The 15,111-nt window shown below is 65.0% G+C and carries 10 protein-coding genes and 1 pseudogene; 4 read left to right on the top strand and 7 right to left on the bottom strand.

Annotated elements, in window-relative coordinates:
* Nucleotides 1-228 precede the first annotated feature (228 nt).
* Nucleotides 229-999 carry a substrate-binding periplasmic protein gene (locus OKB81_RS14705; protein WP_041214049.1) on the top strand — a complete coding sequence of 257 codons (771 nt, stop codon included), beginning with the start codon at nt 229-231 and terminating at the stop codon, nt 997-999.
* A 46-nt stretch (nt 1,000-1,045) separates the two neighbouring features.
* Here the strand turns inward: OKB81_RS14705 and OKB81_RS14700 are convergent, their stop codons facing one another.
* Nucleotides 1,046-1,168 (bottom strand): hypothetical protein, encoded by a 123-nt coding sequence (locus OKB81_RS14700; RefSeq protein WP_010675895.1) that lies wholly within the window; start codon nt 1,166-1,168, stop codon nt 1,046-1,048.
* A 296-nt stretch (nt 1,169-1,464) separates the two neighbouring features.
* On the opposite strand from OKB81_RS14700, the gene yjbD reads away from it, so the two are divergent.
* Together yjbD and cspE are read left to right on the top strand one after the other, a co-directional pair.
* Nucleotides 1,465-1,749 (top strand): DUF3811 domain-containing protein, encoded by a 285-nt coding sequence (gene yjbD / locus OKB81_RS14695; protein ID WP_042879473.1) that lies wholly within the window; start codon nt 1,465-1,467, stop codon nt 1,747-1,749.
* Between the two features lie 392 nt (nt 1,750-2,141).
* Complete coding sequence (gene cspE / locus OKB81_RS14690; protein ID WP_010675897.1) at nt 2,142-2,351, top strand: transcription antiterminator/RNA stability regulator CspE; 210 nt, start codon at nt 2,142-2,144, stop codon at nt 2,349-2,351.
* Between the two features lie 177 nt (nt 2,352-2,528).
* Here cspE and OKB81_RS14685 read toward each other — a convergent pair whose 3' ends face one another.
* Nucleotides 2,529-3,914: an ATP-binding protein gene (locus tag OKB81_RS14685; RefSeq protein WP_160838752.1), complete on the bottom strand. Its 1,386-nt coding sequence runs from the start codon at nt 3,912-3,914 to the stop codon at nt 2,529-2,531.
* Between the two features lie 7 nt (nt 3,915-3,921).
* The gene (locus OKB81_RS14680) at nt 3,922-4,644 is read right to left on the bottom strand and encodes a response regulator (protein WP_160838754.1); all 723 of its coding nucleotides are present in this window, start codon (nt 4,642-4,644) and stop codon (nt 3,922-3,924) included.
* Between the two features lie 199 nt (nt 4,645-4,843).
* Between OKB81_RS14680 and OKB81_RS14675 the strand changes: the two genes are divergently transcribed.
* A complete protein-coding gene (locus OKB81_RS14675; RefSeq protein ID WP_010675900.1) occupies nt 4,844-5,200 on the top strand; it encodes a hypothetical protein in 357 nt (118 codons plus the stop codon).
* A gap of 181 nt (nt 5,201-5,381) precedes the next feature.
* On the opposite strand, the gene recD is transcribed toward OKB81_RS14675, so the two are convergent.
* The 4 genes and pseudogenes from recD to OKB81_RS14655 form a co-directional block, all read right to left on the bottom strand.
* Nucleotides 5,382-7,436: an exodeoxyribonuclease V subunit alpha gene (gene recD / locus OKB81_RS14670; RefSeq protein ID WP_160838750.1), complete on the bottom strand. Its 2,055-nt coding sequence runs from the start codon at nt 7,434-7,436 to the stop codon at nt 5,382-5,384.
* An 8-nt stretch (nt 7,437-7,444) separates the two neighbouring features.
* A complete protein-coding gene (gene recB / locus OKB81_RS14665) occupies nt 7,445-11,059 on the bottom strand; it encodes an exodeoxyribonuclease V subunit beta (RefSeq protein WP_160838748.1) in 3,615 nt (1,204 codons plus the stop codon).
* Entirely contained in the window at nt 11,059-14,415 is a 3,357-nt protein-coding gene (gene recC / locus OKB81_RS14660) for an exodeoxyribonuclease V subunit gamma (protein ID WP_160838746.1), read from the bottom strand. Before recC ends, recB begins: the two co-directional genes overlap by 1 nt.
* A 232-nt stretch (nt 14,416-14,647) precedes the next feature.
* Nucleotides 14,648-15,023 (bottom strand): annotated as a pseudogene (locus OKB81_RS14655) (DoxX family protein).
* Between the last annotated feature and the right edge of the window lie 88 nt (nt 15,024-15,111).

The following is a 15,111-nucleotide window of genomic DNA, read 5'->3' as shown; positions in this document are numbered from 1 at the left end:
AGCACATAAGATCATAGTCAGATCGTGAGGTCAAACCTGTTTACATGGTTAAAAAACATTCACGATCCCGCCCTGGGCAGGCCCTGATTCATCAGGGCCTTTTTTTACCTGTTTCTGACGCATTCACCTCCCCCGACGACCATGTTGCTGCCACTTTCCCGCGCTTTACGTCCCCTTCGTCCAGGCTTGTGGCTATCATCGAGACGATTTCTCCCTTCGGGAACCTGCATGAACCACTTGAGTCGTCTGCTGTGCCTCGCCCTGTTGATGTTCGGCGGCCACCTTGCCGCGGAGCCGCTGCGGGTGGGAGTCAGCTTTGCCATTCCTCCCTATGTCATCAGCCACGAAGACAGGGGCATCGAACTCGATCTCATGCGAGAGGCCTTCGCAGGCAGCCCCCATGAGCTGCAGGTCGTCTATCTTCCCCTGGAGCGCACCTTCAGGATGCTGGAGGAAGGCAAGCTGGACGCCATCATCAACGTCAAACCCGGCATGCTGGAAAGTGCCTACCTCTCACAGCCGGTGATCACCTTCCACAACCGGGTCTTTACCCTGGCGCCGACGGCAGTCCACACCATGAAGGATTTGCAGACCCTGCGAGTCAGTGCCTTCCAGCGTGCACGGCAGATCCTGGGAACGACCTTCTCCGACATCGTCGACCAGAATCCCCGTTATGAAGAGGTGGCGAGGCAGGAGGGGCAGGTACAGCGGCTCCTGCTCGGGCGCACCGATGCCGTGATCCTGGAACAGCGGGTGTTCTACTACTATCTGGCTCAGTTGCTCGGGGATGACCAGGAGGGCGACCGCTATCCCAAGGACAAGGTCAGACAGCACGACCTCTTCCCCCCGACTCACTACCACTTCGCCTTTCGCGAGGCGGGCCACCGGCAATGGTTCGACAGACAGCTCGCCAAGATGAAGGCGGACGGGCGCTATGAGCGGATCTTTGCAGCCTATGGCACCACCTCTACTGCCGGAGACAAAAAAGCCAGCCCATGATGGACTGGCTTGATACCGGCTCCGGGGAGCCGCAGTGGATGGAGCGTTACTTCATCGCGCTGCCGTTTTTCAGCTCTGCTTTCTGACGTTTGGCTTCGCGTTTCTCTTTCAGTGACATCTGCGGTTTTTTCTTGGCATCTTTGCCGTGATGCTGTTCTTTGTTGCTCATCATCAGACTCCAAAAAGGTTACCTGGACAGTTGGAACGGGTGTTCCAGCATGTCAGCCGAATCGTGGATTTCAGTACGCCAACAGTGACGATCGGGGATCGCACTGGCCTCAGCATACTCCCAATCTTCCGCCGGGATCCAGCCTATCGGCAGCGCCTGTCAACCAGGCGTTCCCGTCGCGTGCTCCCCCAGGAAATGACGACCGGGCGACACTTTTGGCATCCGGGAACGGATGGTCAGCCTGTCTCCGATGGATGTGTGTTAGGGTGGGCATTCAACGATCGCAGGAGCGCGTCATGAAGAAGCTGGAAATGAAGGATCTGACCGAGGCCGAGAAAGCCGAGATTGCCCTGCTGGTGCAAAAAGCCCAGGCCAATGCCGATCACACCCTGACCAACGGGGAGCGCAACAAGATCCGCGAGGCAGGACGCCAGAAGATCGCCGCCGATCGCGCCCAGGCCGCCAAGGCGGCTTCCGCACTGGCGCGGGAGAAAGCCAAGGAGCGAGCCAGTGCCCAAGTACTGCCCGACACCTTCAACTGGTCCGATTCCGTCAGCAACAAATACCGTGGCAGACGGTAACGGCAGCATGAATGCTCGCAGATGACGCTGCTGCAAAAAAGGGGGCTGTCAGAGCGTCATGTCATCCCCCTGAAAAGGGCAGCAGGAGGCGCCTGGCAGCTGATGCACACCCGGATAAAACGCCGATCCAGCCATCACTGACTGAAACGAATACCAAGATAAAGATTGCCATGACAGGGTGTGCGTGTTCTAATCGTTTTCGATGGTTCGGTAGTTCAGACCTGATTATGTTAGGCAGTCATCTTAAAGCAGTGATTTGTGCAGGCAGTTATCCCCGATAATTCTTGCCAGATAATTCTCCTTCTTTAGTGCTCCCCATACGTATTTCTGACGAAAAATCATGGATTGCCGCTCCGGTGGCGTTTCACTAATCACTACTCAAGGAAATTATCATGTCCAAAATGACTGGTACCGTAAAATTCTTCAACGCCGAGAAAGGCTTCGGTTTCATCTCCCCGGCTGACGGCAGCAAAGACGTGTTCGTTCACTTCTCCGCCATCCAGTCCAACGGTTTCAAAACCCTGGAAGAAGGTCAGCGCGTTGAGTTCACCATCGAGCAAGGCCAGAAAGGCCCGGCTGCTGCGAACGTCGTTCCGCAGTAATTCAAGCCGGAGCACCTTCCCCTCTTTGGGCAAGGGCCTCAGCAAGAATTGAAAAAACCCGCTTCGGCGGGTTTTTTGTTGCCCGTTTCCGGGTGGCCAACCTGTTGCCCTGCTTCCCTCTCGCCACGGGCAGCAAAAAGGGCCCCCTGGTGGTGCCCCATTTCCTGGTCAGGTTCCTTACAGGGGCAGGCTGATCCGCGCCTCCAGCCCCCCCTCCTGGCGATTGTGGAGGCTGAGCTCACCGCCGTGCTGGTGCACCAGGGTGCGGGCGATGGCGAGCCCCAGTCCCACGCTGCCAGACTCGGTGTTGCGGGCTTCATCCAGGCGCACGAAGGGCTTGAACACCTCCTCCAACTGGCTCTCCGCAATCCCCGGCCCCTGATCGCGAACCAGGATCAGCAACTCGCCGTCACCGCGCACCAGCGAGACCTCGGCCCCCCCTGCGTACTTGATGGCGTTGCCGATGAGGTTTTGCAGTACCCGGCGCAGGGTGTTGGCCCGGCAGGCGTAGACCTCCTTGCCCTCGGCCAGGCAGGTGACGGGCTGGCCCATGTCGGCATAGTCGTCACACAGGCTCTCCAGCAGGCTGACCAGATCCAGCTCCCGGGTCGCCTCCTGCTGCCCCTCCTCCCGGGCAAAGCTCAGGGTCGCCGCCAGCATCTGCTCCATCTGCTGCAGGGTCTGCTGGAAGCGCTCCTTGTCTTCCCCGTCCGCCAGAAACTCGCTGCGCAGCCGCAGGCTGGTGATGGGGGTGCGCAGGTCGTGGGAGATGGCGGCCAGCATCCGGGTTCTGTCCTGCACGAAGCGATCGAGCCGGGTGTGCATCCGGTTGAAGGCCTGGATGGACTCGCGGATCTCGGTGGGCCCCTCCTCGCGCAGGGGCTCGATGTCCTCACCACGCCCCAGCCTGTCGGCGTTGGCAGCCAGTTGCTTGAGGGGACGGGTCGCCCGGCGGAACAGCCAGATCATCAGGCCGATCACCAGGCTCGCCACCAGCAGCAGGTTGAGGGTGGTCTGCCAGGACCAGCTCGCCGTCTCCTTGTCCACCAGGGAGCTGAACTGAAGCCAGCCGCCGTTGGGCAGTTCGATGGAGCCGTAGAGCCGCATGTCCTGTGGCGGCGGCATGCCGTTGCGATCCTTCATCATGCGGTTGTGGTGCTGCCAGGCCCGGCTGCGCTGGATGTCCTGCTTCAGCTCGGCGCTGATCTCCACCGCCAGGGAGGGTGGATAGCCGAGCTTGGCCCGCACCAGCTTCTCGAAGCGGGGGCTGCGGTTGTCCGGCTGCAACGGCTCGTCGGCCAGACGCAGCAGCAGGGTCTCGCTGCGGCTCGCCTTGAGGATCTCGTGATAGAGGGAAGGAGGAGAGAGGGAGAGCAGGCGCACCACGGAGATGATGCGTTGCATGGCGTTGCGGCTGTTGACGTAACCGAGGGCCTCCTCCCTGTCCGAACGGTAGATCTGGATACTGAGCAGCTGGATCAGCACCAGCCCCGCCAGGGCCACCAGCACTATCTGGCCGGTCAACCCCTTGGGCAGCAGCCTGGCGAAGACGCGCTTGATCATGTCGGCCTCACTCCTGGGTCACGTCGGCGGCGAACAGGTAACCGCCACCCCAGATGGTCTTGATGAGCTCGGGATTCTTGGGATCCCTCTCCAGCTTGCGCCGCAGCCGGCTCACCAGGGTATCGATGGCGCGATCGAAGGCCACCGCCTCCCGGCCACGGGCCAGATCCAGCAACTGATCCCGGCTCAGCACCCGCTGGGGCCGCTCCAGAAACACCTTGAGCAGATCGAACTCGGCGGTGGAGAGGCTCATCCCCACCCCCTCCTCGTCCACCAGCTCCCGGCGATTGACGTCGAGCAGCCAGCGATCGAAGCGCAGATCCCGGGTCAGGGTCTCCGGCACGGGCAGGCTCTCCGCCTGGGTACGGCGCATCACCGCCTTGATGCGGGCCAGCAGCTCCCGCGGGTTGAACGGTTTGGAGAGGTAGTCGTCCGCCCCCATCTCCAGGCCGATGATGCGGTCCGTCTCCTCCCCCATTGCGGTAAGCATGATGATCGGCAGGCGGGATTTGACCCTGAGCTCGCGGCACAGGGTGAGGCCATCCTCCCCAGGCATCATCAGATCCAGCACCAGCAGGTCGAACTCCCGCTCATCCAGCAGCCGCTTCATCTCCTTGCCATCGCGGGCGCAACTGACGCGCATGCCATGCTGCTCCAGAAAGCGCTTGAGCAGATCGCGGATCTCGCTGTGGTCATCGACCACCAGAATATGAGGGCAGCCTTGGTTCATCATCATCTCTCCGTTATCGGGCTGGGGCGATTATACGAAAATCAACCGGGCGGGTTGTGTCAAAGTGTGCCAGCACGCCCCTGTGCCACACTCTGCTACAAAATAGGCCTCTACTGGCAAATTTCAGACACTTCCACGGTGTTTACTGGATACCAAGGCGAAAGAGCCTCTACCCGTACACATCCGACAGGAGTTACCCATGAAAAAGCTGACCAAGACCCTGCTGACCGCCACCTTGATCCTCGGCCTGCCCCTCGGTGCCTATGCCGCCAGCGAGGCCGTCTCCACCGCCCAGCCGACCCAGGCCACGGCGACCGGTTGCCCCATGGACGGTACCGGCATGATGGGCGGCAAGCATCATGGCGGCCGCCACGACAAGATGGCCCGCATGAAGAACATGACCCCGGAACAGATCCAGGCCCATCTGCAACAGCGCTACGACAAGATTGAAGATCCGGCCAAGAAGGCTGAGTTCGTGAAGAACCTTGGTCTGCGTGCCGACGGCATGATCAAGCACGCCGAGGTGATGAAGCAGTTCGCAGAAGCAAACCAGTAAATCGAAGTGATGAAGCCGTTTGCCGAAGCAGACCAGTAAGTCGAGATGATCAAGGGAAGGTGCGAATAAGTCATATGGCACGAGAGCATTTACTGGTAACCCATTGATATTAAATGACTAAAATTTTCATTTATTGTTCTTGGGATACTTGTTCGCACTTTCCTTAGTAAGGGTTTTAAATCTACTCCCCCAACCTCTGTGCCAACCCCGAATACCGCTCGGTCTTTTTCCGCACGGCCTGTGCCAGCAGGGCGCGATCGCCGTAGAGATCGAGGCGGGCCTTGGCGCGGGTGATGCCGGTGTAGACCAGCTCGCGAGTCAGGAGCGGGCTGGGGCTGTCGGGCAGCACCAGCACGGTATGGGCAAACTCCGACCCCTGGGATTTGTGGATGGTCATGGCGTAGACCGTCTCATGGGGGGGCAACCGGCTGGGCAGCAGGGCCCGCAGGGTGCCGTCCGGCTGCTCGAACCATACCTTGAGGCGGCCGGTGTCATCGGGCAGGCAGAGCCCCATGTCGCCGTTGTAGAGGCCGACCCCGTGGTCGTTGCGCACCACCATCACCGGGCGGCCCGCATACCAGTCGCCGTCGCGGGCGATCAGCCCTGCCTTGGCGAGGGCCAGTTCGAGGCGCTCGTTGAGCCCCGTCACCCCGAAGGGGCCGTCCCGCAGGGCGCAGAGGATCTGGAAGCCGTTGAACGCCTTGAACACCGCCGCCGGATCCTCGCCGGCCCGGGCCGCCTTGAGGTAGCTGCCATAACCGGCGACCCCCTGGGCAATCAGGGCGTTGTAGGCCTCCCCCGCCCAGGGGTGCAGGCGGATGTCGCCAAATCCTGCGCCCCAGACCGCCTCCACCGCCGCCCCGTCGCCGCTGTTGCAGGCCCGCGCCAACTGGCCGATGCCCGAATGCTGGTCAAAGCGCCAGCTCTTGGAGAGCAAACAGAGGCTGTCGCGCACGCTGGCCCCCGCCGGCGTGCCTTGCAGGCGATAGCCGGTCTGGCGGGAGAGCCAGTGTGCCTGGGCGGGGCTGATGCCCTGTTCGATAAAGCTGCAGATATCCCCGAGCACGGCCCCCGCCTCCACCGAGGCGAGCTGATCCTTGTCGCCGAGCAGGATGAGGCGGGCGTGGCGGGGCAGCGCATCCAGCAGGCGCGCCATCATGGGCAGGTCCACCATGGAAGCCTCGTCCACCACCAGCAGGTCGAGGTGCAGCGGGTTGCCTCTGTGATGGCGGAACTGGCTGCGCCCGGGGATCACCCCGAGCAGCCGGTGCAGGGTGCCCGCCTCGGTGGGGATGGCCTGTACCCACTCGGGGGGCAGACCCAGGGCCTGCAGGGCAGCGCCGATACTCTCGGTCAGACGCGCCGCCGCCTTGCCAGTGGGGGCCACCAGCCGGATCGCCGGTGCCTTGCCCCCTTGCAGGCCGGTCTCCACCAGGATGGCGAGGAGCTTGGCCACCGTGGTGGTCTTGCCGGTGCCGGGGCCGCCGGAGATGACCGCGAAGGGGCGCGCCGCCGCCGTGGCCGCCGCCAGCTTCTGGCCGTTGCAGCAGAGCGCCTCGGGCACCAGGGTATCCAGCCGCTCCAGCTCGCTGGCTGCCTGGGCGCTCTTTAGCAGGGTCTCCACGGCCGGCCACTCCACCTCATGGGGGAAGACCAGATCCAGGTACTTCTCCACAAAGTGGCGGACGGAGAAATCCGGCGCGAGGCGGGCCTTGAGCAGGGCCCCGAATACCAGGCCGTAGTCGCGGGCAAAGAGGCGTGACAGGGCCGGGGCAATCTCCGGCCATTCGGCCCGTTCACTCAAGGCGCTAAGGTGGCGGGCCACCCCCAGCTCAAAGTCGTGGTAGCGGGTAAGGTAGAGGCGATCCCCCCAGAGCCGCAGGGGCCAGCGGGGGGTCTCTCCCTCCTCCTGTTCGCTCCCCACCAGGGGGCTGGCCGCAAAGAGGGCGGGCCAGCTCGCGGGATCCGCGAGATCCGCCAGCAAATCCCGGCTCTGATCCGGATCCAGCCCGAAGGGGCGCGAGGATCCCTGCCCGTCACCGCCCTGAGCGAGCATCGCCAGCGGCAGGCAGACATGGCCGCGCCCCAGCTCATGGCAGGCGAGCGCGGCCCCCAGCACCAGCTCGGGGCTGCCGCCCAGGTCGGCCACCAGCCTGGCAAATTGCAGGTCAAGCTGGCGGATGCGCCCCGCCAGCGCCAAGGCTTTCAGCCGCTCTATCATGGTTTCGCCCTTCATCTCGCCCCTCATGCCTCTGCCTTGTTCGATTTCTCTAAACGATGATCGTCAGATGTCACACCTTTACTAAACAACTCGTCCAGCCCCAGCACCAGTTCCCGGCTGGGCCTGGCATGGAAAATGCCCCCCTGGGGCATGCCGCGCAGGAAGAGATAGAAGACCCCGCCAAAATGCCGGTCGAAATCGTAGCCCGGCAGCCGCAAGGCGAGCAGCCGATGCAGGGCCAGCGAATAGAGCTGGTATTGCAGATCGTAGCGATGCTCGACCATGGCCCGCTCTAGGGCCGGGCGGCCGTAATCGGCGGGGCTCATGCCAAGGTGGTTCGATTTGTAGTCGAGCAGATACCAGCGCCCCTGCCACTCGAACACCAGGTCGATGAAGCCCTTGAGCATCCCCTGCACGGTGGCAAAACCGAGCGGCTTGCCGTCCCGCGACAGGGGGTCGTGCTGCTGGCAGAGTGCGGTCAGCGCCGGTGCCGTCACCCGCCCCATGGGCAGGAAGAACTCCAGCTCCACCTGTTTGCGCTCGGGGGCCAGATCCCGCAGCCGCACCGGATCCCCAAGGCCGGTCTCAAGGGGGGTATCCAGCACCGCCTCCACCTGCTGTTGCAGCACGGGGGCCCAGCCTTCGTCGAACCCCTCCTGGGTCAGCAGGGCGGCGATGTGCTGTGCCAGCGACTCGCCCCCCGCGTGCTCGAAGTCGATGGTCTCGAACAGGCAGTGGAGCAGGGTGCCGGGACGCGCCCCCTTGGGGAAGGTGAAGATGGAAGGGGCGGGCGCCTCCTCTTCCTGCACGGTGACGGCAGCCTCGGTGGCCACCTCGTCATCGAAGCCGGGGTTGGCCAGCACCCCCTTGCCGTGGCCGTTGCCCTGGGCCGCGAGCCCGGAGTAGGAGCTGATCCACCAGTCCCGCTCAAGCTGCCCCTGGAACGCGCGCACAGTGGGCTCCCCCGGCTTCTCCGCTTCGGCGGGCAGCGGGGCCGGGCGGGTGAGCGAGGGCTCACCGACGGCCACCCCCGGCAGGGCCTGGGCCAGGTCGGTGAGGGCGGTCGCCAGTGTCCCGGCGTCCCCCTCCTCCCCCTTTTGCAGCAGGTAGCCGATGGCGGTGCGGTGCAGGTCGGTCTTCTCCGACTTGCCCGCCCCGGAGCGCACCGGCGCCAGCCCGAGCCAGGTGGCATAGACCCCCCGGGTCAGGGCCACGTAGAGCAGGCGCAAGTCTTCGGCGAGGCGCTCCTTGTCGGCCTCGGCCAGAGACTCCTCGGCGCCGGTGAGATCGAGCACGGTGCGATTGCCCGCCTCCCCCGTTTCGTGGAACAGGGGGGTGTCGGCGGCGCGGTGGCTGCAAATGAACGGCAGGAAGACCAGCGGGTACTCCAGCCCCTTGGATTTGTGGATGGTGACGATCTGCACCAGCTTGCGCTCGGACTCCAGGCGAAGTATCTGCTCCCCGTCCTGGCCGTTGGGCTGGCTCACCGCCTCCCCGAGCCAGCGCAGCAGGGCGTACTCCCCGTCCAGCTCGCCGCTCGCCTGTTGCAGCAGTTCGCCGAGATGGAGGAAGTTGGTCAGCCGCCGCTCCCCGTAGGGGCTCGCCAGCAGGGAGGCGGCGAGGTTGCGCCCGTGCATCAGGGCCCGCAGCATGGCCAGCACCCCGTGGCGATGCCAGACCGCGCGGTATCCCATGAACTCCTGCACCGCGCTCTCCCAGGCCCGCTCGTCCGAGGCCAGCGCGTCCAGGGCCCTGGCATCGAGATCGAACAGGCCGGTGGCGAGCGCTGCCCTAAGGCTTCGCTCATCGCTCGGGTTCTGGCAGGCGTGCAGGATCAGCAGGATCTCCCGCGCCTCCACCTGGGCCAGCACGCTCTCGCGGTTCGACAGATAGACGGAAGCGATGGCAAGGCGTGCCAGCTCCTGCTGCACCAGCTTGCCCTCGGCGCCGGTGCGCACCAGCACGGCGATATCCCCGGCCCTGACCGGCTCGCTGCCGAGCATCGCCTTGCCCTCCCGGGCCAGCGTGAGCAGGCGATGGATCTCCGCCGCCGTGGCGCGGGCCATCCTGCTCTGGTACTCCCCCTTGTTGAAGGTGGGCTGACCGGTGAGCTGCCAGCAGTGCAGCACGGGGGCGGTCTGCCCCTCGATCAGCAGTGCCCGGCTCTTGCCCTGCGCCTCCACCGGCAGGAAGGGGATGTCCGCCTCGTAGATGAAGGGATCCTTCGCCCGCTCGAACAGGCCGTTGACCGCCGCCACCAGGGCGCGGCTTGAGCGCCAGTTGCGCCCGAGGGTGTAGTGGGCGCTCACATTTCGCCGCGCCTGGATGTAGGTGAAGATGTCGGCGCCACGAAAGCCGTAGATGGCCTGCTTGGGGTCGCCGATCATCAGGAGCGCCGTGTCCTGGTGACCGCCGTAAAGGCGGTGGAAGATGCGGTACTGCTGGGGGTCGGTATCCTGGAATTCATCGATCATGGCGACCCGGTAGGTGGCGCGGATGCGCTCGCACAGCCGCTCCCCCAGGCCCGAGCCGAGCGCCCCGTCGAGATCCCGCAGAAGATCGTCGAAGGAGAGCTGATGGGCCTGGCGCTTGCTCTCCTGCATCCGGCTGCGCACCACCCTGGCCGCCCGCTGCAAGACGAGATCCCGGATGCCGGGTCGGCTCGCCAGCAGGGCGTCTATCTCGCCAAAGAGCGGCAGGGTGGGCACCGTTCCCCCCTTCTTGAGGTTCTCCTCCAGCGCCTGCTGGCCGAAGCGCTCCAGCTCCTTGGGGAGGACGTAGCCGCTGGTCTCGTCCTGCGCCCAGTCGCCAATCTTGGCAAGCCACCCCTCGTAGTTCTTGCCGGTGTAACGGCTGATCTGCCCCTCGGTCTGGCGGCGGATCTCGTCCGTCTGCGCCAGCCACCCGGCTTTCACCGCCCCGATGCGGGCCATGGCGACGCTGTGCCGCGCCGCCAGGGTCTCCTCCCCCGCCACCGGGCGGATCTCCAGCTCGTCGTTGTCGAGCCAGCTCCCCATCTCCCGCAGCAGGGCGGCGGGGCTCGGCCAGAGCCTTCGCACCGCCCGGGCCAGGGGCTGATCCACCGGATAGAACTCGGCGCGCCAGTAGTCACTCACCGCCTGCAGCCGGAGCCGGCTGTCGTCGGTCAAAAATTCGGTTTCAAAGAGGGCGCCCGACTCGAAGGCGTTCTGCCTGAGCATCCGCTGGCAGAAGCCGTGGATGGTGAAGACCGCCGCCTCGTCCATCTGCCGCTCGGCGGCCAGCAGGCGACGGGCCGCCAGGTCGTGATCCTCCACCTCCGCCAGCAGCTGGGCCAGCAGGGTGTCCGTGCTTTGGCCGCGCATGAAGGCGAGACGCGCCTCGTGGATGCGGGCGCGGATCCGCCCCCTCAGTTCGGCGGTGGCCGCCTCCGTAAAGGTCACCACCAGGATCTCGGTCACCGACAGGGGCCGCTCGTGGGCACAGGGCTGACCGGCATCTCCCCCCTCCTCGCCTGCTTGTTCGATAACCGGGCCGTGGCCCAGCAAGAGGCGCAGATAGAGGCCCGCGATGGTATAGGTCTTGCCGGTCCCGGCGGAGGCCTCGATCAGCCGCTCGCCATAGAGGGGAAAACGCAGGGGATTGAGCGGGTTAGCCATTATTGCAACTCCTCCAGCGCCTGATGGAGCGGGGTCAGGTGTTCACGGGCCAGCCCCTGCAACTGGGCCAGCACCTCGTCATCGAGTTCCGGGAAGCAGCGGGCGACATAGACGTCCTGCCCCTCTCCCGTCACCATGTAGCCGCCGTTGAAGCGGGCAAGCGCCGCCTTGTCGGCCTCCTCCGGCTTTGCCGGATCCTTCTCGATCGCCTTGAGCCACTCCCAGGCGGTGCTCGGGAAGAAGGGCAGCGGCCGCTTCATCCCCTGGGTCCAGAGGGCCACCAGGGCCGCCAACCTGGGCCGCGCCTCGTCCGCCGCAAGCCTTGGCAGCCGCAGACTCTGTTTGGCATCGAACAGCAGGGTGTCGCCGGGGACGCTGCTCAATGAGAGGCAAAGGTGCTGGATCCAGGCCAGCAGCAGATCCTTGCCGTTGAAGCTGCCGGGTTTGACCACCAGCGCTCGTCCCTTCTGGGTGTCTATCCAGCCCTGAAGCTGCCCCTGGGCCAGGGCGATGTCGATCTCCACCGCCTGTTTGTCCCCCGTCCAGGGACGCAGCCGCGCCGCCAGCTTGCCCATCTCGCCGTCGATCTCCTCCAGCAGCAGGCTGCCGAACCACCCTTGCGGCAGCAGGCCGGAGAGTTGCAGCCGGTGGCGACGGGCCTCGCTCTCCCCTTCGGTCAGATGGGCATCCAGCAGCAGCGCCTTGAGCTGATAGTGCTGCAGGCCGTCCAGCTCGAAGGGCTCGCTGTCTTCGATGGTCGCCTCCTCCAGCTCGAACCATACCTTGAGGCGGCGGTTGAGGAAGTACCTGGCGGGCTGGCGATAGAAGCGCAGCAGCTCCGCCAGCTCCAGCCCCTGCTCCCTGCCCCACTCCGCAGGCAGGGGCAGATCGCCGCTCTGGAAGTTGGCGGCCCCCCGCTCCGGGCTCAGGGCCGGCAGCCAGTCGGCGGCATAGGTGAAGAGACCGGAGCCGGGTTCGGGGTAAAAGTAGGCCGGGCTGTAGGGGGTGAGGGGGTGCGCCACGATCAGGTGTTCGAGCAGCCGCCGGCCCGAGGTGTCGTCGTCGAGATCTTCATCCCCCGCCAGCACGAAGCCCTGGCGCACGTAGTCGATGAGCTCCGCCAGCAGCACGGAGGGTACCTTCTCGCTGTTGTCCTGGGCGCTGAACCCCTGATAGCTGATGTAGAGCCCCTGCTGGGCACTGAGGAGCGCCTCGAGGAAGAGGTAGCGGTCGTCATCCCGGCGGGATCGGTCCCCGCGCCGCGAGGCCACCGCCATCAGATCGAAGCCCATGGGGGGCAGGGTGCGCGGGTAGACGCCGTCGTTCATGCCGAGCAGGCAGACCTGGCGGAAGGGGATGGAGCGCATCGGCATCAGGGTGCAGAAGTTGACCTGACCGGCGAGGAAGCGCTGGCTGGAGCGGGACTCCCCCAGCACGCTGCCGAGGTAGTCCTGCAACAGGTCGGCACTGATGGCCTGCTCGAAGCGGGCCTCGCCGAGCTGGGCCTGCCAGTCGGTGAGCTGGCTGCGAATGAGCTGGAGCTGGCGCTCTTCATCCTCGTCGGCGAGATAGAAGCGCTCCAGCAGCGCCAGCAGGCAGGCGTGCCATTCGGCCAGCGGCTGCGCCTGTTGCAGCCTGGGCAGAAACTCCGCCAGGGAGTCGACGAACCAGGCGAGCTTGCCGAGGATCAGCCCCTGCTGACCCTCGATGTCCGCATAGGGCAGGATCCCCGCCACCGGCTCCCCGTCCCCCATGGCAAAACCCAGCAGCATGCGCCGCAGGCCGAACAGCCAGCTGTTGCCGGACAGACGCGGCAGCGCGAAGCGCTCGGGATAGTCGTCATCCAGCCCCCAGCGGATGCCGGTCTCCTGCACCCAGCGCCGCAGCACGTTGAACTCGTCGTCGTCCAGCTCGAAGCGGCGCAGCACGGCGGGCACCTCCAGGATGGCGAGCAGCTCCCCCGCTCCGAAGCGGGCGTTCGGCAGCCTGAGCAGGGCGAGGAAACTTTGCAGCAGCGGGCTCTCCTGGCTCGCCGCCCGATCGGAGATCGCAAAGGGGATCTGGCCGCGGGCCCCGCCCCGCCCCTTGCCGCCCTCCTTGCCAAAAACGGCCTGGATGTAGGGACCGTAGCTGTTGACGTCCGGCATCATCACCACCACGTCTTTGGGGGTGAGGGTGGGATCCTGCTCGAACAGGGCCAGCAGCCGGTCGTGCAGCACCTCGAGCTCCCGCATGGGGCCGTGGCAGGCGTGGATCTGCAAAGTGCCGTCATCCAGGCTGACAGGGCTCTTGTGGTGGCTGGCATCGAGGTTGAACTCGCCGGCCCCCCGTTCCGCCAGCTCCAGCACGTCTTTCTGGATGGCCCGCAGCAAGGTGACCTTGCCCTCATCGTCGCGATCCTCGATGTCGACGAAGGCCTCGATCTGCGGTACCTCCAACTCCATCAGCTGGTGCAGGTAGTCGCGCCCCAGCTTGCCCATGGAGGCGAGCAACGGATTGGCGGGGCCCTGCAGGGTCTCGAGATCCGTACCGGGCTTGAGCTTGTTTTCGAGGCGCGCCAGTGTCTTGCGATCGAGCAAGTCCCCCCAGTAGTAGCGGCAGGGGTTGGTCACAAACAGGTGCACCTCCACCTCGGGGCGGCTGCCGAGGGCCAGCAGGGCCTCCACGTAGCGGGGCGGCAGGGCCGAGATGCCGAACACGAAGACCCGTTGCGGCAGCCTGCCCGGCAGATCCCGGGTGCGCTCCAGCTCGTGGATGAAGGCCTCGTAGAGGTTGGCGCGGTGGTAGCCGCTGGGGCTGAGGGCCAGGGTGCGGGCCACCAGCTCGCGCCAGAGCTCGGGCTGCCAATCCTGACCGCTCACCCCGGCCAGCTCCTGGCTCAATCCTTCCCCCTCTTCCCAGCGGGCGATCCAGTCCGGCCGGTAGACCAGATACTGGTCGAACAGATCCGCCACCTTCTGGCAGAGCTGCCAGAGCCGCACCTGCTCCGGCGCCGCCCCGTCACTGCCCCCCAGATAGGCCGCGAGGGGCGCAAAGGCGGGTCTGCCGAGCAGGGTGGGCAGAATGGTCATCAGGTGCCAGCTCATGGCCCCCTTGTTGTAGGGGCTCTGGCGCGGCACGTCCGCCAGCACCCGGGTGAACATCTCCCAGATGAAACTCGCGGGCAGGGGAAAGTCGATGTTGGCGGCGATGCCGAACGCCTTGGCCAGCTCCAGCTTGAGCCACTGGGCCATGCCGGGACTCTGCACCAGGATCTGCTCCCGATCGAAGGGGTGGGAGAGCGGAGCCTGCCGGATGCGGCTCACCAGCAGCTCCTTGAGCAGATCCAGCTGATTGGAGTGGTAGAGGGTAAACATGGACGACTCCCGCCAATTTCATGAAGAGGGGGTGCGCGGGGGGACACTCTCTGGCATTCCCGTCACGGCACGCGAATCGGGATTGTCGGGGATCGGGGGATAAGATGCAAAAGGCACTTGTGGCGTCCGGACTGCGCGCCGTCACACAGATGGCATCCCCGGGAAGCGGGCACAAAAAAGCCGGTGCAAGGCACCGGCCAAAAGGCGTTGGAAAACTTGAAACGTCAGGGTATTACCAGTGCTTGCCGAGGCGGGCATCCAGGCTGAAAGCCCCTGCACCGGCCGCCGCCAGGGCTAGGAAACCACCGGCCACGGATCAGCATCTGCATCTGCTCGGCAGGCTGATAGTGGAAGATGAAGGCGGCCATCAGGGTGAAACCGGCCAGCAGCACGGAGAGGCTGCGGGTAAACAGGCCCAGCATGATGGCAAGACCGCCACCCAGCTCCAGCAGGATCACCAGGGGCAGCATGAACCCGGGCACGCCCATGGCTTCCATGTAACCCTGGGTACCGGCGTAACCGCCGATCTTGCCCCAGCCAGCCATCACGAACATCAGCGCCAGCAGTACACGACCCACCAGCAGTGCCACATCTTTCATCTTGTCCATCGTCATATTCCTTCCTGATTACCCATGACCCTCAGCCAGCTTCAAGAGCCGATATGGCATCGGAGGGCTTGCCACGACTGCATGCCCC

Origin of the sequence: Aeromonas sp. QDB56 (genome assembly GCF_027705505.1) — a bacterium.
Lineage (GTDB): Bacteria > Pseudomonadota > Gammaproteobacteria > Enterobacterales > Aeromonadaceae > Aeromonas > Aeromonas caviae.
This window is presented reverse-complemented; position numbering and strand designations above follow the sequence as displayed.